Genomic DNA, 18,403 nt, shown 5'->3' with positions numbered 1-18,403 from the left:
ATTTACCCTAATCCTCCTTCAGCACTCCATGAAACGCTGGCGCCTCCATCCCGCCGCCGACGCGCAGTTGTCGGCCGCCGTCGTCGGCGACGTGCTGGCGGGCATCGGCACGCCGCACCTGGCGGCCAGCTGCCTCGCGGCGATGCACCGCGTGATGCCCGTCACCTTCTGCACCGTGTTCGGCGTCGATGCCACCGGCCGCATCGAGACCGTCTCGGCCGCCAGCAGCTACGGGAACACGGCCGAGCGTACCGCCGAGCGCTACGTGGCGCAGCGCTTCGACCTGCTCGACCCCCACATGGCGTGGCTCGCCGCGCGCAAGCTGCCGAAACGCGCGCAGCTGTGGATGGGCCACCAGCACGGCGACGAGGTGGCCGACCCCGCCTACCGCGCCGCCTGCTACGGCGACGTGGGCATCCGCGAGCGCAGCTCGGTGCTGTTGCTGCGCCCGAGCGGCCAGCGCGTGGCGGTAAGCTTCTACCGCAGCCTGGCGCAGCCCGAGTTCGGCGAGACCGACTTCACCGTCATCGCCGCCCACGCCACGCTGCTGGCCGACGCCGCCAGCGCCCACGGCCGCAGCGCCGCGGCCGTGCACGAAGCGGCCGCGCCCACCCTCGCCTCGCGGCTGCTGACGCTGAGCCTGCGCGAACGCGAGGTGATCGGCCACCTGATGGCCGGGCGCACCGCAAAGGACACGGCGCGCGCGCTCGGGGTGGAACTGAGCACGGTGCGCACGCATCAGTACCGGGCGTTCCGGCGGTTGGGGATACGGACGCAGAAGGAGCTGTTGAGGGGCGGCGTGGTGGCTGCCGCCTGACCGGTGTCGTCGGTGGCGCTCAGCCGCCGGTCAGGCAATTGAAGTGGCCCACCGCTGGAGCTGCAGCAGATCGAGTGCCCCGCACGTCAAGCCAGTGACGCACTCTATTTTTGCCCCCATGGGAGCAATATCGATCAACCATTCAGCAATCCAATGAGTTTTGACCTCATGAGGTCAAAGCTTCAATCTCCTGCAGATTCCTCACCCGCCTTCACCAACGACACAGGCGCCTCCACCGGCCGCCCCGCCGTCGACACGATCTCCTGATCGATCGCCCCGAACAGCGAGCGCCCGTCCAGCCCCTTCATCTCGATGCGAATCGTGTCGCCGAACTTCATGAAGTCGGTGGCGGGCGCGCCGTCCTGGATGGTTTCGATGCAGCGCTTCTCGGCGATGCACGAGTAGCCCTTGGGCCATTCCATGCGGCCGTTTTTCTCGACGCCCTTGTTGCTCACGGTGCCGCTGCCGACGATGCTGCCGGCGCGCACGTTGCGGGTCTTGGCGATGTGGGCGATGAGCTGGCCGAAGTGGAAGGTCATCTCGGGGCCGGCGTCGCACAGGCCGACCTTGCGGCCGTTCCAGCTGCTTTGCAGCGCCAGGTGCACGCGCCCGTCCTGCCAGGCGGCGCCGATCTCGTCGAGCGTGACGGCCACGGGGCTGAAGGCGGTGGCGGGCTTGCTCTGGAAGAAGCCAAAGCCCTTGGCCAGTTCGGCCGGAATGAGGTTGCGCAGGCTCACGTCGTTGGCCAGCATCACGAGGCGGATGCCGTCGAGGGCCTGGTCGGGCGTGGAACCCATCTTCACGTCGCCGGTGACGACGGCGATCTCGGCCTCGAAGTCGATGCCCATCGCCTCGCTTGGCACGATCACGTCGTCGACCGGGCCGAGGAAATCGTCGCTGCCGCCCTGGTACATGAGCGGGTCGGTGTAGAAGCTCTCGGGCACTTCGGCGTTGCGCGCCTGGCGCACCAGCTCGACGTGGTTCAGGTAGGCCGAGCCGTCGGCCCACTGGTAGGCGCGCGGCAGCGGCGCCATGCACTGGGCGGGGTCGAAGGGAAAGGCGTGGCGCGCACGGCCCTGGTTGAGCGCGTCGTACAGGTCCTGCAGCTGCGGGCTCATGAAGCCCCAGTCGTCCAGCACCTGCTGCAGCCGGTGGGCGATGCCGGTGGCGTAGTGGGCGAGCGTGAGGTCGCGCGAGACGACGACCAACTGGCCGTCGCGCGAGCCGTCCTTCAGGGTGGCGAGTTTCATGATGCGGGCGTGAGCTAGGGGAGCAAGGGCGCGGCGGTACGCCCCCTACTAAACTGGTTGAACGGGCGGCAGTGTACCGAGAGGTCTTCGTGAACCTCGGCGCCGCGGCCCACTCCACACACCCATGTCGACGCACGTCGCGCCCCCACCGCTGTCCCTCGGCCTGCCCGGACGACCGTCCTGGCGCGCGCTCGCGGGGCTGACGCTGGGGGTGGCGCTGGCGCACCTGCTGCTGCTCGGGCTGGCGCCGATGGCGATCGGGCCGGAGCCCTCGCCGCTGGCCAGCAAGTTCATCACGCGCACGATCGTGATCGCACCGCCCGCGCCGGCAGCGCCCGCGGCACCGGCCGCCGCGCCGGTCGAAGCCAAGCCCCACCACCGGCCAAGCCCAAGCGCCCGCGCGAGGCGTCGGTGCCCCGGCCCAAGCCCGCCCCGGCGCTGGCGCCGGACGCGCCGGCGCCAGCGCCGCCCCCGAAACGCCCGAGCCGACAGCGCAGGTCGCTACAGATTCAGGAGCAACATCGCCCGAGACCCCCGCCAGTGCCCCGGTTGCGGCCACTGGCAACACGCCCGGTGGAACGCAGGGCGGCACGACCACGGCCGGCAGCGGCGCCTCCGGCACCATCGCCGGCACCCAGGCACTGCGGATTCCGGGCTCGGTCACGCTCGATTTCGAGGCCACCGGCCAGAAAGGCGCCTCCCCGCAGCGCGGCGTGTTCGGCGAACTGGTCTGGCTGCAGGACGGCAGCCGCTACGACGGGCGCCTCGCGCTCAAGGCGGTGTTTTTCACGCTGCTGAACTGGCACAGCACCGGAAAGATCGGCCCCTCGGGCCTGGAGCCCGAGCGCTATTCGGAAAGCCGCAAGGCCGAGGTCGCCTCGCATTTCGTGCGCGACCAGGGCCAGATCGTCTTCAGCAACAACGCCCCGCCCGTGCCCCTGCAGCCGGGCGCGCAGGACCGCATGAGCGTCATGATGCAGTTGGGCGGCCTGCTGGCGGCCAGCCCGGGGCGGTACCCGGCCGGCACCCGGATCTCGGTACAGACGGTGGGCGTGCGCGACGGCGATGTGTGGGTCTTCGAGGTCGGCGACGAGGAGCAGCTCAGCCTTCCGGCCGGCGAATTCACCGCGCGCAAGCTCACCCGGACGCCGCGCAAGGAATTCGACCGGAAACTGGAACTCTGGCTGGCCCCGCGCTACGGTTATTTGCCTGTTCGCATCCGCCAAACCGAGTCAAACGGGGATTTTGCTGACGCCCAATTGCGTAAACCCCTGCCCGAAGCGCCCGCCAATTGAGGCAAAAAGGGCTCACATATCAACGGCGCGGCGACAACTGTTCTTGAAACTGGCGCGTTGATTGCTATCTAAACCCCATGAACGCCATCGACATCCTCACAGGGCCCGCCATGAACATGCTTTACGACTCCGAGTCCTTCGTCGTCGTGCACGTGCAGCCGAACGACGGCGACGAGCCGAGCACGAAGCCCAACGGCCCCGTGCTGGAGCGTCACGGCTTCGAAATCGTGGACAAGCGCTCCGGCAAGGAGGTCTATCTCGACGGTTCCTGGGCCGAGCTGTTCCAGCAGCAGATCGCCGCGTGGCAGCTCAACACGCCCACGCAGGAAGAGGTCGAGGACACGCTCGAGGGCTACGCCGAGCTGGCGCACACGCCGGTGCTGGTGCACTGAGCGGCCTGCGCCGCCGAAATGAAACGAGCGCCCCGCGGGGCGCTTTTTCTTTGCCTGTCTCCCGGGCCGTCAGCGCTCGGTCCACCGGTACATCGGCCCCACGATCAGCAGCACCGCCACCAGCCGGCACACCTGGAACGCCGTGACCACCGGCACGCCGAGCTGCAGCACCTTGGCCGTGATCGACATTTCGGCAATGCCGCCGGGCGAGGTGCCCAGGATCATCGTGGCCGGATGCAGCCCCGTCGCCCATGCCAGCAGCCACGCCGCGCCGGCGCACAGCACCAGCATGCCGACCGTGCCCAGCGCCACCGAGCCGAGCCAGCGCGGCGCCGTGTGCAGAAACTCGCGGCTGAAGCGCACGCCCAGGCTCACGGCGATCACGAGCTGCGCGGTGTTCGACAGCCAGGTCGGCACGGCCGACAGCGACTGCCCCGCGACCGTGAAACCCATCGCCACCAGCAGCGGCCCCATGAACCACGGATTCGTGCGGCCCAGCGCCCGCATCGCGAGCCCGCCCACGCCGGTGGCCAGCACCAGCAGGGCCAGGCCGGCCGGGTTCACCTCGCGCACGCCGGGCGGGTTGATCTCCAGGCCGTGCAACCCGCTCCACTGCATCGCGAACGGAATCGTCACCGTCACCACCATCAGCCGCAGGCTGTGCGCGGCGGCCACCAGGTCGGTGCGCGCGCCGGCCGATTCGGCCAGCAACGTCATCTCCGACGCACCGCCGATGGCGCCTGCGAAGTAAGTCGTGGCTCTCATGGATTTCGCCGGCACATGCGGCATGCGCGCCGCATGCACGCGGTGCAGCCAGCGCCCGAAGGCCCAGCCCAGCAGCAGCGCCCAGCCGATGGCCAGCAAGATCGCCCACCACACGCCGGCCACCAACGTCACCACCTCCGGCGTGAAATACAGGCCCAGCGCCGTGCCGATGGCCCATTGCCCCATGTTGCGCAGCGGCGTGTGGCTCGCAGTCGGCAGGCCCGCGATCGAGGCCAGCGACACCGCGAACAGCGGGCCGATCATCCAGGGCAGCGGGGTGTGCAGCGCGACACACACGAGGGCGGCGGCCAGCGCCAGCAGCAGCGTGGCCAGCACGCGAAAGGGAAAGCGGAACGACACGGGAAGAAAAAGCGGCGGAAAAGGACGACATCCCGGGGCGGGGCGCGGGGCATAGTATGGCGGGATGCTCCTTCGCCCCTCCCGCGTTTACTGCGCTTCCCGGCTCCTCGCGCCGCTGATGGCCACCGCCCTGCTCGCCGGCTGCGCCGCGCTGTCCGCCGAGGCGCCCGTCGCGCGCCGCGTCGCAGCGCTGCTGCCGGCCGATGCCCTGCTGCTCGGCGAACAGCACGACGCCCTCGAACACCACATGCTCGAACGCGAGACCGTGCAGGCCCTGGCCGAGCGCGGCCAGCTCGCCGCGCTGGCGCTCGAAATGGCCGAGGAAGGCCGCAGCAGCGCCCGCCTGCCCGCCACCGCGACCGAAGCCCAGGTGCAGACGGCCCTCGGCTGGAACGACAAGGCCTGGCCCTGGAAGCGCTACGGCCCCAGCGTGATGACGGCCGTGCGCGCCGGCGTGCCCGTGGTCGGCGCCAACCTGCCGCGTGCGCGCATGAAGGACGCGATGGCCGACGTCTCGCTCGACGTGCAGCTCAACGGCGAGGCCTACGCCATGCAGCAGGAGGCCGTGCGCGAAGGCCATTGCAAGCTGCTGCCCGAATCGCAGATCGGCCCCATGACCCGCATCCAGGTCGGGCGCGACCGCGCCATGGCGCAGGCGGTGGTGAAGGCGCGCCAACCGGGCAAGACGGTGGTGTTGATTGCCGGCGCCGGCCACGTCACCAAGGTGCTGGGCGTGCCGCAGCACCTGCCGACGGACGTGTCGGTGAAAACCGTCCACCTGCAGGCCGGCGGTGCGGCCGAAGACGACACAGCCTACGACGCCACCTGGCGCACGCCGGCGCTGCCGCCGGTGGACTACTGCGCGGGCGTGCTCAAGCGAACTTCTTGATCGAATCGGCCAGCGTGTTGACCAGCGTGTCGATGTGCTGCTTCTCGACGATGTAGGGCGGCGCGATCACCAGCACGTCGCCCGCGGCACGCACCAGCGCGCCCTTGTGGAAGCAGTCAAGGAACACGTCGTACGCGCGCTTGCCCGGTGAGCCCGCAATCGGCGCCAGCTCCACCGCCGCCGCCAGGCCCAGGCTGCGGATGCCGATCACGTTCGGCAGGCCCTTGAAGGTGCTGTGGAAGGCATCGCCCAGCACCTTGCCCATTTCGCCGGCGCGGGCGAACAGGTTTTCTTCCTTGTAGAGATCGAGCGTGGCCACCGCCGCCGCGCAGGCCACCGGATGGCCCGAGTAGGTGTAGCCGTGGAAGAACTCGACCACATGCTCGGGCGCGTCGGTCTTCATCATCGCGTCGTAGAGCTTGTCGCGGCAGATCACGCCGCCCAGCGGAATCACGCCGTTGGTCACGCACTTGGCGAAGTTCAGCATGTCGGGCACCACGCCGAAGAAGTCGGACGCGAAGTTGGTGCCCATGCGCCCGAAGCCGGTGATGACCTCGTCGAAGATCAGCAGGATGCCGTGCTTGTCGCAGATCTCGCGCAGCCGCTTCAGGTAGCCCTGCGGCCCCAGGTACCAGCCGGCCGAACCGGCCACTGGCTCCACGATGATCGCGGCGATGTTGCTCGGGTCATGCAGCGGCAGGATGCGGTTCTCGAGTTCGACCAGCGGGTCTTCGGCCCACACCGGCTCCTGGTTGTGGATGTAGGCGTGGTTCACCGGGTCGTGAATGAAGCGCATGTGGTCCACGCGCGGCAAGAAGGCCGAGCCGAACACCTTGCGGTTGCCCGGAATGCCGCCCACCGACATGCCGCCGAAGCCCACGCCGTGGTAGCCCTTCTCGCGGCCGATGAACACGTTACGGTGGCCTTCGCCGCGCGCGCGATGGTAGGCCAGCGCCACCTTCATCGAGGTGTCGGCGGCCTCGGAGCCCGAGTTGCAGAACAGCACCTTGTTCAGGTCGCCGGGGGCCAGCGCGGCGATCATCTCGGCCGCCTTGAAGGCCTTGTCGTTGCTGACCTGGAAGGCGGTGGCGTAGTCCAGCGTGTCCAGCTGCTTCTTGATCGCCTCGTTGATCGGCTTGCGGTTGTGGCCCGCGCCCACGCACCACAGCGACGAGATGCCGTCGATGACCTTCTTGCCGTCGTGCGTGGTGAACGTCATGCCGTCGGCCGCCACGAAGACCCGCGGGTCTTTCCTGAAATGGCGGTTGGGCGTGAAGGGCAACCACTGGTTGTCCATGTTGAAGTCCTGGAAGGCCATGTCTCGCTCCTGCGGTTATGTGGTCGAGGAAAATCGCGATTCTGGCACCCCTGCCACAATCCTGCCCCTGATGACGACCACTACGCCCGCCTACATCCTGAACCTCTCCTGTCCCGACCGGACGGGCATCGTGCACGCCGTTTCGGGCTTCCTGCTCGAGCGCGGCGCCAACATCGAAGAGGCCGCCCAATACAACGACCACGGCACCGGCCTGTTCTTCATGCGCGTGCGCTTCGCCTGCGGCGCGCACAGCGAAGCCGTGCTGCGCGAGGAGCTGAAGACCTTCGCCACCGGCTTCGGCATGAGCCTGCAACTGCACGCCGCCGCCGAGCCGATGAAGACCGTGATCCTGGTCAGCAAGGAAGGCCACTGCCTGAACGACCTGCTGTTTCGCTGGAAGAGCGGCCTGCTGTCGATCGACGTGCGCGCCATCATCTCGAACCACCGCGACTTCTACCAGCTGGCCGCCAGCTACAACGTGCCCTTCCACCACATCCCGGTGACGGGCGCGACCAAGGCGCAGGCCGAGGCCAAGCAGCTGGAGATCATCGAGGCCGAGGGCGCCGAACTCGTGGTGCTCGCGCGCTACATGCAGATCCTGAGCAATGACCTGTGCAAGAGCCTGGCCGGCCGCGCAATCAACATCCACCACTCGTTCCTGCCCAGCTTCAAGGGCGCCAAGCCCTACTACCAGGCACACGACCGCGGCGTGAAGCTGATCGGCGCCACCGCCCACTACGTGACGGCCGACCTTGACGAAGGCCCGATCATCGAGCAGGACGTGGCCCGCGCCGACCATACCGACACGGTCGAAGACCTCACGGCCCGCGGCCGCGACACCGAGAGCCAGGTGCTGGCCCGCGCCGTGAAGTGGCACAGCGAGCACCGCGTGCTGCTGAACGGCCACCGCACGGTCGTCTTCCGCTAACCCACCCAACCGCCGCTCCCAGATGCGCCTGCAGCTTCCGCTTTTTGCCCTCGCTGCCGCTCTGGCAGCGCCCGCCACCTTCGCCCAGGACGCACGCGGCAGCGGCGCCCCGCTGGCGCCCGACGTGCTGTTTGCGCGCGTCTCGCCCAGCGTCTGGGTCGTGCAGCCCAGCGACGCCCAGGGCAAGCTCATGGCCACGGGCAGCGCGGTGGCCACCGGCCCGGGCACAGCCGTCACCAGCTGCAAGCTGCTGGCCAGGGCCAGCGCCGTGGTGCTGCGCCGTGACAACGTGAGCTACGGCGCCGTGCTGGAGCACCCGGACGTCGAACGCGACCTGTGCCAGTTGCGCGTCGCGAACCTCGCATCGCCGACCCTGGGCGTCGTGCCCGCAGGCGCGCTGCAGGTCGGGATGCCGCTGTACGTCATCGGCGCGCCACGCGGTCGTGAATTGACACTCGGCATGTCCATGCTCGGTGGCGTGCGCCGCAATGCCGCGGGCGCGCTCGAATCGCTGCAACTGGCCACGCCGACCGAGGCGGGCCTCGCAGGCGCCGGCCTGTTCGACGCGCAAGGTCGCCTGGTGGGACTCGTCGCGGGCTCGGCCCCGGCGACCCTCGCCATGCCCGCCGCGTGGATCGCGGACCTGCCGACGCGCGGCCAACGCGCCATCGAGCGCCTCGCCGCGCAGCCGGCTCCAGCGTCGCTGCAGCGTCCGAACCTCGTGGAGTACCAACTGCACGACCGCCTCACCAACACGCACCGCAAGGTGATCTACCGCGCGGACCCGGCCACCACCACCGACGACCGCCTCAGCTTCAACAACGGCGGCTACGTCGAAAAGCCCGGCGGCGAGGTCGTCAGCGTCACGACGGCCGTGGCCGGCGAGTTCGACAGCGTCATGCCGCCGGGCGGCTGGGCCCGGCCGAGCCTGCAGCCCGATGCGCCGTGGGCCTCGGAATACGACGCCACCATGGGCGGCACGCGCGTCAAGATGGACGTGCGCGCCACCGTGGTGGACGACGACGGCGCCACGCTGCCGGTCAACGGCCGCGACGTGAAGGTGGTGAAGATCAACTACCGCGGCTACACCCAGCGCTTCGCGAACGCGGGCGCCTGGAGCGGCAACCAGTACGGCGCCTACCGCGCCAGCGTGTGGTTCTCGCCGGAGCTGGGCCGCGTCGTCCGCTTCGAGGTGCAGACACGCGGCGGCGCGAGCGGCGGCGCGTTCCAGGTCAGCGAAGTGCTCGAGCTGGTGAGCATCCGCTAGCCGGGCAGCACGCCGCGCGCGATCAGTTCAATCAATCAATCAATTGCGGTACGGATTGTTCGGGCGCCGGTCATCGCGGTTCGGCACGCCGTCGCCGTCACGGTCCCAGCGGCCGCGGTTGTATTCCCAGCGGCCATTGTTCTCGCGCCATTCCGGCGGACGGTAGGCATAGCCCGGGCGGGCCCGCACGTACATGCCGCGCACCCACACATGGCGACCGCCGCGCCACTCATAGTGACCCGGTGCCCACACGTAGCCGCGGCGCGGCGGCGGCACACGCTCGTAGCGCGGCGGGGGCGGCGGTCCCTGGATGGTGATCACCGCCTGCGCCTGCGCGGCCGTGGGAACGGTCAGGGCGCCCACGGACAGCAGCGAGGCGGCACCGATGGAAAGAGCGACTGCGAGTGTTTTCATGAGAAAGCCCCATGGTTGTTGGAGGAGCCTTCATGCTGCCGGGGCCGTGTGAAGCGCCTGTAAGCGGTGCGCGAAATCTTGTGTAGAGCTGTTTCGCGCCCGCGCGCGTGCTTTATTCCTGCAGTTCGCGCAGGTCGATGGCCGCGGCCATGGCCGCGTGGCCGGCGCGGTTGGGGTGCAGGTGATCGCCGCTGTCGAATGTGGGATTCAGCTGACGCGGCGCGGCGGGGTCGCGCAGCACGGCATCGAAGTCGATCACGCCGTCCACGTCCTGGCGGCTGCGCACCCAGCGGTTCACGGCCTCGCGCATGGCCTCGTTGGCCTCGGTGGCGTAGGGCGTGTTGCCGAAGGGCGGCACGGTGCCCAGCAGCACCTTCACGCCCTTGGCGCGCGCCTGCTTCACGAGCTGCCCGAGGCCCTCGGTGATGCGCTCGGCGGTGGGCACTTCGTGCGGTGCCACGCCGGCGGCAGGCAGCATCGCGAACACGCTGCGGCCGATGTCGTTGGTGCCGAGCAGCACGATGACGTGCGTCACGCTGCTCTGGCCCAGCGCATCGCGTGCGAAGCGCGACAGGCCGTTGGGGCCGATGCCGTCCACCAGCAGCCGGTTGCCGCCGATGCCCATGTTGATCACCGACACCGCCTGCGCGGCCTGCGGACTGTCGCGCAGCCGCGTCGCTAGCATGTCCGGGTAGGCGCCGGCGCCCGACTCGCCGCCCCCCGCCGTGATCGAATCGCCGAACGCGACCACGGTGCGCATCGGCTTCGTCGTGAGCACGTCGAGGCCGGTCACGATGTGGTTCATCGGCAGCGGCGTGGCCTTCGGCAGCTTGGGCGCCGTGACGGCGTTGCCGGCCGCTACCCAACCCGTGTCCGCAGACAGCAGATAGGCCGTGGCGAACGGCGTCGCACGGTCGAAGAAGAGGCTGACCGCCACCGACTGCCCGGCCTCGACCGCCAGCGCCACGCCGTCGCTCCAGACCTCGGCCCCCGGTGCCACGGTGACGGTGGCACGCCCGCCGAAACGCAAGGTGCGCAACGAGGCGGGCGAGACCGCGGTCGCGCCGGTGCCCAGCGCCACCGTGGCGGCAGCGATGCGCAGCGGCTCCTTGCCGAAGCGGTTGGACACGCGCACGCGCACACGCTCGCCATCGAGCGTGGGTTGCAGCAACTGGCGCAAGGTCTGGCCCTGGAACACATGGGCGCCCGGTCCGCCCATGGACGCGGTGCGCGGGTTCGCGGCCAGTTCGCGGAAGTCCAGCGGCGCCACGGCCCAGCTCGCGACCCAGCGCGCGTCGGCCGGCTGGCGCACGGGCTGGTCGGCCCCGACCGCCTGCACACCCGCGAGCAGCACCACAAGGCCGAGAACGACCATCCAGTGTGCGGGGGAATTGGAGGCGTCGCGCAGACGGGCGCGCCAACGGGCGAGAAGATTCATGCGTGCAAAAGCGGCCCAGTGTACGGAGCCGCCTTGCCCGCGCAGGTGACGAGGTCTAGCCTGAAGTTACCAAGTGTCGACGTACGCCGAGGCCGCCTCCGCCGGCCGCGTCGCCGAGGCCAGCCCGCGCACCAGCCAGCTGCGCGTGTCGGCCGGATCGATCACGGCATCGATCTCCAGCGTCTGCGCCATGTGGATCGCCTCGCCGTTGGCGTACTGCTGCGCCACCAATTGCTTGAACAGCGCGTCGCGCTCCGCGCCCTCGGGCACGGCCGCGAGCTCCTTGCGAAAACCCAGTCGCACCGCGCCTTCGAGGCCCATCGCGCCGAACTCGCCGGTGGGCCAGGCCACGGTGAACACGGGCGCATCGAAGCCGCCGGCGGTCATGGCCTGCGCGCCCAGGCCGTAGCCCTTGCGCAGCACCACCGCGAAGAAGGGCACGCGCAAATGCGAGGCCACCATGAACATGCGGCACACGTGGCGCACCTGCGCCTGCGCCTCGATTTCGGGCCCGACCATGAAGCCGGGCGTGTCGCACAACGACACGATCGGTAACCCGTGGGCGTTGCACAGTTGCATGAAGCGCGCGGATTTGTCGGCCGCCTCCACGTCGATCGCGCCGCCCAGGTGGTGCGGGTTGTTCGCCATGAGGCCGACCGGCTTGCCCTCGATGCGCGCCAGCGCCGTGACGATGCCCGCGCCGAAACCTGCGCGCAGCTCGAGCAGCGAGCCGGTGTCGGCCACGCCGCGCATCGCGGCGCGCACGTCGTACACGCGCAGCCGGTTCTCGGGCACCACGTGGCGCAGCGTGCGCGGGTCGGCGCACTGCCAGTCGCTCACCGGGCCCTGGAAGTACGACAGGTACTGCTTGGCCGCAGCGACCGCAGCGGCTTCGTCTTCCACCAGGATGTCGATCACGCCGTTGCGCGACTGCACGCTGCTCGGCCCGATCTGCTCGGGCGCGAAGGTGCCCAGGCCGCCGCCTTCGATCATCGCGGGGCCGCTCATGCCGATGTTGCTGCCCTTGGTGGCGATGATCACGTCGGCGCAGCCCAGCAGCGCCGCGTTGCCCGCGAAGCAGCGGCCGTGCACGATGCCGACGACCGGCACCTTGCCCGACAGCGCCGCGAACTGGCTGAAGGTGTGGTTGTTCAGGCCCGCGACGATCGGCATGTCGGTGTCGCCTGGCCGCCCGCCCCCGCCTTCGGCGAACAGCACCACCGGCAGCCTGAGCTGGTGCGCCACCGCGAGCAGCCGGTCGGTCTTGTGGTGGTTGCGCATGCCCTGCGTGCCGGCCAGAACCGTGTAGTCGTAGGCGAGCACGGCGCAGCGCGACTTCTCCGGGCCGAACTGCTTCGCGTTGATGCTGCCCAGCCCCGTCACCATGCCGTCGGCCGGCGTGTTGGCGATGAGGTCTTCGAGCGAGCGGCGGCGCGTCTGCGCGGCGATGGCGAGCGCGCCGTACTCGATGAAGCTGCCGGGGTCTTCGGCCGTGTCGCACAGGTCGGCGATGTTCTCGCGCGCGGTCCGACCGCCCTGCGCATGGCGCTTGTCGACCGCCGCCTTGCGGTTGGCATCGAGCGTGGGCGCATGGCGGTCGATGACCTTCTGCAGGTCGGGACGGATCGCGTCGAGGTCGTGCGCGATGCGCGCCTGCGCCTCGACACCCTGCGCATCGACGGCCTCCAGGCGCACCAGCGACTGGCCTTCGACGAGGTAGTCGCCGGGTGCGGCCAGCAGCGCCAGCACGCGGCCGGCCGCGGGCGCGTGCAGCAGGTGCTCCATCTTCATGGCTTCGAGCACGCCGAGCTGTGCGCCGGCGGGCAGCACGTCGCCCACGGCGACTTCGAACTGCACCAGCTTCGCGGGCATCGGTGCCTTGACGGTGAGGCCGTCGTCTTCGCCCTCTTCCTGCACCAGAGCGCTCGCGACGGCTGGAGCCGTCACCTTCTTCGTGTGCTTTTCAAACGCCTTCGCGTCCGCGAGCAGATCGCCCAGGTGCGCTTCCACGAAACGCGTGTGCACGGCCTGCGTGGCGAACTCGGGCCGCGCGGCAATGGCGCACAGCAGCGGCAGGTTGGTGGCGATGCCGTCGATGTGGCATTCGTCGAGCGCGCGCAGCGAGCGGCGCAGCGCGTCCGCGAAACGCGGCGACGGCGAATGCACGATGAGCTTGGCCAGCAGCGTGTCGTAGTGCGGTGAGGGCGCGAGGCCCGCATAGCCGTGCGTGTCGACACGCACGCCGGGGCCGGCCGGCAGGTCGAAGCGCGCGAGCGTGCCGCCCGCGGGGCGCGCGTTGCCTTGCGCATCGAGCGTCTCGGCGTTGATGCGCCACTGCACCGCGAAGCCGCGCTGCGGCGCCGTGCGATCGGCTTCCACGCCGAGCGCGCTCAAGGTGTCGCCCGAGGCGACGGCGATCTGCAGCTGCACGAGGTCCAGCCCCGTCACCGCTTCGGTCACCGTGTGCTCGACCTGCAGGCGCGGGTTCGCTTCGATGAAGACGAAAGGCAGAGTGGTCGATGCGGCATCGACCAGGAATTCAAACGTGCCGAGCCCGCGATACCCCACGGCCTTGGCCATGCGCAACGCCGCCTGCGTGACCTGCGCGCGCAGCGTCTCGGGCAGCGACGGGCTCGGCGCGATCTCCACCAGCTTCTGGAAGCGACGCTGCAGCGTGCACTCGCGCTCGCCGAGGCTGGCCACGGCGCTGCCGTCGCCGAGCACCTGCACCTCGATGTGCCGCGCGTTGCGCATCAGGCGCTCGACGTACACACCCTCGATGCCGAACGCCGCCTTGGCTTCGGACATGCAGCGCGCATGCGCCTCGGGCAGTTCGTCGGCCGTGAGCACGGCACGCATGCCGCGCCCGCCGCCGCCGCCGATGGCCTTGACCATCACGCCCGCGCCCTGCGCGTGCTGCTCGGCGAAGAAGGCCTGCGCCTGCGCGAGCGTCACCGCGCCGGCGCTGCCGGGCATCACGGGCACGTCGCATTGCGCGGCGAGTTCGCGCGCACGGGCCTTGTCGCCGAACAGGCCCAACTGTTCGGGCGTGGGGCCGATGAAGACCAGGCCCGCATCGGCGCAGGCCTGTGCGAAGTCGGCGCGCTCGCTGAGGAAGCCGTAGCCGGGATGCACCGCATCGCAGCCTTGTGCCTTCGCCACGGCGATCAACGCGGCCACGTCGAGGTAGGCCGAGGGGCCGGTCGCATCGAGCGCCACGGCCACATCGGCCAGTTGCACGTGGAGCGCGGTGGCGTCGTCGCGTGCATGCACTGCCACGCTGGCGATGCCCAGGTCGCGCAGCGCGCGCACCAGGCGCACGGCGATCTCGCCGCGGTTGGCAATCAGAACTTTGGAAAACACGCAGTCAGCCTTTCTTTCAGGTCTTGTCTTTGAGCAGGCGGCGCAGCACCTTGCCCGCGCCGGTGGTCGGCAGTGCGTCGATGAAGCTCACGGCGCGCGGCGCCTTGTAGCTCGCCATGTTCTCGCGCGCCCAGGCCACGAGTGCATCGGCCTCGAGCGCAGCGCCGGGCTTGCGCACGATGAAGGCCTTCACGACCTCGCCCTTCTCGGGGTCTGGCTGCGCAATGACCGCCGCCTGCGCCACCGCCGGGTGCTTGATGAGGATGGTCTCGACCTCTTCGGGGAACACGCTGTAGCCTGAGACCTTGATCATTTCCTTGAAGCGGCCGATGAAGGTGAGGTAGCCGTCGGCGTCGAGCTTGCCCATGTCGCCCGTGTGCACCCAGCCGTTGCGCAAGGTGGCGGCCGTGGCCTCGGGCTTGTTCCAGTAGCCCTTGAACGAGCCGGCGCTGGTGAGCACGATCTCGCCGACCTCGCCCGTGGGCATGTCGGCCTGGGTCTCGGTGTCGATGATGCGGATGGTCACGCCCGGCACCGGCACGCCCTGCGTGCCCCAGCGCGGCGCTTCGTGCGGCGTGTAGGTGTCGCAGGTGTGGGTTTCGCTCAGGCCGTAAGCGGCCTCGAACGAGCTGCAGTTCTTTGCGTGCGAACGCCACTGCGCCGCGAGCGGCTCGGTGAAGGCGATGCCGAAGCTGGTCACCGGATTCATCTTCAGGCTCGACAGGTCGAAGCTCGCGATGTCGGGCACCTGCATGCAGGCGACGTTCATCGGCGCGATGCTGTACCACCAGCTCACCTTGTAGGTGGCAATGGCCTGCAGCACGGAGCGCGGGTCGAAGCGGTGCAGCAGCACCGAGGCGGCGCCGCTGAGCACGGGCACGTTGACGCCCATGAGCATGCCGGCGATGTGATACAGCGGCGCGATGGACAGCAGTACGTCGTCCGGCCCCACGCCGTTGCAGTCGGCGGCGGCGCGCGTCTTGTAGAGCGCGTTGCCGTAGCTGAGCATCGCGCCCTTGGGCAGGCCGGTGGTGCCTGAGGTGTAGGTCATGAGCGCGATGTCGTCCATGTCGATGGCGACGGGCTGCGGCTTGGCATCGGACTTCATCACGGCGAGAAAGTCTTCGCAGCCGTCGGGCACGCTGCGTTCGGCCGTGCGCTCGGCGGCGAGTTCGGCCGGCAGGTCGAGCGTGGGCTCGGCGGGCAGCAGGTCGGCGTAGTGCACGACGAACACATGCGCGAGCGCGCTCTGGGCCTGCACCTTGCGCACCACCGGCAGGAGCGGCGCGGCCGCGACGATCACGCGCGCCTTCAGGTCGTTGACCTGGTAGGCCAGCTCGTGCTCCTTGTTGAGCGGCCCGCTCGGGCAGACGATGGCGCCGATCTTCTGGATGCCGAAGTGCGCCACCAGGTACTGCGGGCAGTTGTTGAGGAACAGCACCACGGGTTCGCCCTTGGCCACACCCAGGGCCTGCAGGCGCGCGGCAAAGGCGTCGCTCGCGCGGTCGAGCTCGGCCCAGCTCAGGGCCTGGCCGTACCAGAGGCAGGCGGTGGCGTCGCCGCGTGTGCGCGCATGGTCGCGCAGATAGGCGTGCAGGGGCTGCTGCACGCGCGGCGGCAGCTCCTTCAGACGTGCGGGGGTGGCGGGCGTTGTCTCCATGGCGTCACTTTCTCAGGGTTATCGATAGCCGCCTGCACAGGGCCGGCGCTTGCCAATGCGGCATCGTGCACGAACAATCCTACCCATGGGTATAACTTCCGCGACACCGAACAAACCCTCTGCCACGCACACGGCGCAGCCGCACCTGCCGCAGGGCACGGGCCGCCAGCGCGCGGCCACGCAGGGCACCGACCTGCAGCGCGAGCGCATCCTGCAGGCGGCGGCGCAGCTCTTTGCCACGCAGGGCTACGCCAACACGACCATGGCGCAGATCGTGCGCGAGCTGGGCGTGACCAAGCCCTTCGTGTACTACTACTTCCGCGACAAGCAGGAGATCTTCGAGACGCTGTCGTGGCGCCCCGCGGTCGACTGTTTCACCGCGCTCGACTTCGCCGCCACCGACCCGCGCCGCGCGAGCGAGAAGGTCATGCAAGGCATCGAAGGGCTGATCCGCGCCACCATCGCGCACCACCCGGTGGCCTTCTTCGCGTACCGCGAGCCGCAGGTGTACCGGCCCGAATACCTCGAAGCGCAGAAGAAGCTCGCGCACCACTTCTACGACCTGCTGTGCCCGCTGCTCGAAGAAGCCCGGCGCGACGGCGACCTCGACTTCGACGAGACCAAGATCACCGCGCTCGCGGCCTGCAGCCTGCCGGGCTTTCTCTACAGCTGGTACCGCCCGGGCGGGCGCCTCTCGCCCGACGAGGTGGTGGCGCAGCTCACGAAGCTGGCCAGCCGCGTGATCGGGCTGCGCGCGAAGCACTGATCCCGTCCGTCTTTCACACACCCTCCGGAGACACCTCATGAAGCTCACGCATGCGCCCTTGGCGCGGATCGCCCTTGCCTCTTTGTTTGCCATTGCCGGCACCGCGGCGCAGGCGCAGGCCCCGCAGCCGACCTACAAGATCGCCTACATCGATCCGCTGTCGGGGCCGTTTGCCAACGTGGGCGAGCTGATGCTGATGCACACGCAGTACGCCATCGAGGACATCAACGCCAAGGGCGGCGTGCTCGGCGGCATGAAGCTGCAGCTGCTGCAGTTCGACAGCAAGCTCTCGGCGCAGGAAAGCCAGAGCGCGCTGCAGGCGGCCATCGACCAGGGCGCGAAAGCGATCGTCACGGGGGGCTCGGGCTCGTCGGTGGTGACGGCGCTGGTGCTGGCCGTGGCGCGCTGGAACCAGCGCAACCCGGGCAAGGAACTGATCGTGCTGAACCACTCGTCGATCGACCCCGAGATGACCGGCAAGGGCTGCAGCTTCTGGCACTTCCAGACCGAGGCCAACACGGCGATGAAGATGAAGGCGCTGGCCAACTACATCAAGAAGACGCCGGACGTGAAGAAGGTCTACCTGCTCAACCAGGACTACGCCCACGGCAAGCAGTGGGCCAGCTACGGCCGCCAGCTGGTGGGCCTGGCGCGCCCCGACGTCCAGTTCGTCGGCGAGACGCTGCACCCGATCGGCCGCGTGAAAGATTTCGCGCCCTACATCGCGAACATCAAGCAAAGCGGCGCCGACTCGGTCATCACCGGCAACTGGGGCCAGGACATGACGCTGCTGCAGAAGGCCGCGGGCGACGCGGGCTACAACCTGCGCTACTTCAACCACAGCGCGGGCTCGGTGCCCGGCACGGTCACTGCCGTGTCGCAGGCCAAGACCGGGCAGCTCACGTGGGTGGCCGAATGGCACCCGGGCCAAGCCGACACGCCGAAGGTCGACGCGCTCGCCAAGGCCTACAAGGCCAAGACCGGCAAGGACTTCCTCGCGCCGCGCATCGACCTGACCCCGCGCCTGCTGGCCGCCGCCATCGCCAAGGCCGGCAGCGTCGACACGGTGAAGGTGGCGCGCGCACTCGAAGACCTGAGCTTCGACTCGGTGGTGGGCCCGGTGCGCATGCGCGGCGAAGACCACCAGCTGCTGCTGCCGCAAGTGGTGAACACCATCGCGCCGGTGGACGGCAAGGCGGTGAAGACGGGCTGGGAAGGCACCAACTACGGCTTCCGCACCGATGCGGTCTATACCGGGAACGAGCTGGCGCAAGGGACCGACTGCAAGATGGTCCGGCCCTGATTGAGTGCTTTCGGGGGACGTGCCCAGGCCACCGGGTACTTCCCTCCGCGAATGTCCCCCGGGCTTCGCCCTCCTCCTTGATTTCGCTGCGGGAAGCACCCGGTGCCCTAGGCACGGGGCACGCTGCCGGCTTGTGACCCCACTGTGAATGGCGATCACGCTGCCTGTGTGAACGCCC

Annotated in this window: 15 protein-coding genes; 8 read left to right on the top strand and 7 right to left on the bottom strand. The window is 69.4% G+C overall.

The features are described from left to right. Nucleotides 1-28 precede the first annotated feature (28 nt). Entirely contained in the window at nucleotides 29-817 is a 789-nt protein-coding gene (locus tag GFK26_RS34460) for a helix-turn-helix transcriptional regulator (protein WP_153281864.1), read from the top strand. A 182-nt stretch (nucleotides 818-999) separates the two neighbouring features. Here GFK26_RS34460 and GFK26_RS10170 read toward each other — a convergent pair whose 3' ends face one another. Further along, complete coding sequence (locus GFK26_RS10170; RefSeq protein ID WP_153281863.1) at nucleotides 1,000-2,067, bottom strand: fumarylacetoacetate hydrolase family protein; 1,068 nt, start codon at nucleotides 2,065-2,067, stop codon at nucleotides 1,000-1,002. 713 nt (nucleotides 2,068-2,780) lie between these two features. On the opposite strand from GFK26_RS10170, the gene GFK26_RS34190 reads away from it, so the two are divergent. Further along, the gene (locus tag GFK26_RS34190) at nucleotides 2,781-3,362 is read left to right on the top strand and encodes a DUF3108 domain-containing protein (RefSeq protein WP_228121960.1); all 582 of its coding nucleotides are present in this window, start codon (nucleotides 2,781-2,783) and stop codon (nucleotides 3,360-3,362) included. 110 nt (nucleotides 3,363-3,472) lie between these two features. Next, on the top strand, nucleotides 3,473-3,754 hold the full coding sequence (locus GFK26_RS10160; RefSeq protein ID WP_056577200.1) for a DUF3567 domain-containing protein: 282 nt from the start codon (nucleotides 3,473-3,475) through the stop codon (nucleotides 3,752-3,754). A gap of 69 nt (nucleotides 3,755-3,823) precedes the next feature. On the opposite strand, the gene GFK26_RS10155 is transcribed toward GFK26_RS10160, so the two are convergent. Then, on the bottom strand, nucleotides 3,824-4,879 hold the full coding sequence (locus GFK26_RS10155; protein WP_153281862.1) for an AbrB family transcriptional regulator: 1,056 nt from the start codon (nucleotides 4,877-4,879) through the stop codon (nucleotides 3,824-3,826). A gap of 118 nt (nucleotides 4,880-4,997) precedes the next feature. Between GFK26_RS10155 and GFK26_RS10150 the strand changes: the two genes are divergently transcribed. Next, nucleotides 4,998-5,768 (top strand): ChaN family lipoprotein, encoded by a 771-nt coding sequence (locus tag GFK26_RS10150; protein WP_228121959.1) that lies wholly within the window; start codon nucleotides 4,998-5,000, stop codon nucleotides 5,766-5,768. Here GFK26_RS10150 and GFK26_RS10145 read toward each other — a convergent pair. Then, nucleotides 5,752-7,086 (bottom strand): aminotransferase class III-fold pyridoxal phosphate-dependent enzyme, encoded by a 1,335-nt coding sequence (locus GFK26_RS10145; protein ID WP_153281860.1) that lies wholly within the window; start codon nucleotides 7,084-7,086, stop codon nucleotides 5,752-5,754. The two genes, GFK26_RS10150 and GFK26_RS10145, sit on opposite strands and share 17 nt — an antisense overlap. Before the next feature lie 70 nt (nucleotides 7,087-7,156). Between GFK26_RS10145 and purU the strand changes: the two genes are divergently transcribed. Together purU and GFK26_RS10135 are read left to right on the top strand one after the other, a co-directional pair. Next, complete coding sequence (gene purU / locus GFK26_RS10140) at nucleotides 7,157-8,014, top strand: formyltetrahydrofolate deformylase (protein ID WP_153281859.1); 858 nt, start codon at nucleotides 7,157-7,159, stop codon at nucleotides 8,012-8,014. A 22-nt stretch (nucleotides 8,015-8,036) separates the two neighbouring features. Next, nucleotides 8,037-9,281 (top strand): S1 family peptidase, encoded by a 1,245-nt coding sequence (locus tag GFK26_RS10135; protein ID WP_153281858.1) that lies wholly within the window; start codon nucleotides 8,037-8,039, stop codon nucleotides 9,279-9,281. 39 nt (nucleotides 9,282-9,320) lie between these two features. On the opposite strand, the gene GFK26_RS10130 is transcribed toward GFK26_RS10135, so the two are convergent. From GFK26_RS10130 to GFK26_RS10115, 4 genes are all read right to left on the bottom strand, one after another. Further along, nucleotides 9,321-9,695 (bottom strand): YXWGXW repeat-containing protein, encoded by a 375-nt coding sequence (locus GFK26_RS10130; RefSeq protein ID WP_153281857.1) that lies wholly within the window; start codon nucleotides 9,693-9,695, stop codon nucleotides 9,321-9,323. A 112-nt stretch (nucleotides 9,696-9,807) separates the two neighbouring features. After that, nucleotides 9,808-11,133, bottom strand: a complete 1,326-nt coding sequence (locus GFK26_RS10125; RefSeq protein ID WP_228121958.1) for a GDSL-type esterase/lipase family protein — start codon at nucleotides 11,131-11,133, stop codon at nucleotides 9,808-9,810. A 66-nt stretch (nucleotides 11,134-11,199) separates the two neighbouring features. Further along, nucleotides 11,200-14,496: a carboxyl transferase domain-containing protein gene (locus GFK26_RS10120; RefSeq protein WP_153281856.1), complete on the bottom strand. Its 3,297-nt coding sequence runs from the start codon at nucleotides 14,494-14,496 to the stop codon at nucleotides 11,200-11,202. A gap of 16 nt (nucleotides 14,497-14,512) precedes the next feature. Beyond that, nucleotides 14,513-16,156: an AMP-binding protein gene (locus GFK26_RS10115; RefSeq protein ID WP_228121957.1), complete on the bottom strand. Its 1,644-nt coding sequence runs from the start codon at nucleotides 16,154-16,156 to the stop codon at nucleotides 14,513-14,515. Nucleotides 16,157-16,241: 85 nt separating this feature from the next. On the opposite strand from GFK26_RS10115, the gene GFK26_RS10110 reads away from it, so the two are divergent. Both GFK26_RS10110 and GFK26_RS10105 read left to right on the top strand, forming a co-directional pair. Then, nucleotides 16,242-16,922, top strand: coding sequence for a TetR/AcrR family transcriptional regulator (locus GFK26_RS10110; protein ID WP_153281855.1), 681 nt, complete (start codon nucleotides 16,242-16,244; stop codon nucleotides 16,920-16,922). Nucleotides 16,923-16,959: 37 nt separating this feature from the next. Then, nucleotides 16,960-18,225 carry a branched-chain amino acid ABC transporter substrate-binding protein gene (locus GFK26_RS10105; RefSeq protein ID WP_153281854.1) on the top strand — a complete coding sequence of 422 codons (1,266 nt, stop codon included), beginning with the start codon at nucleotides 16,960-16,962 and terminating at the stop codon, nucleotides 18,223-18,225. Nucleotides 18,226-18,403: the final 178 nt, after the last annotated feature.

The organism is Variovorax paradoxus (genome assembly GCF_009498455.1).
Taxonomy (GTDB): domain Bacteria; phylum Pseudomonadota; class Gammaproteobacteria; order Burkholderiales; family Burkholderiaceae_C; genus Variovorax; species Variovorax paradoxus_H.
The sequence above is the reverse complement of the archived record's forward strand: the minus strand, read 5'-3'. Positions and strand labels throughout refer to the sequence as shown.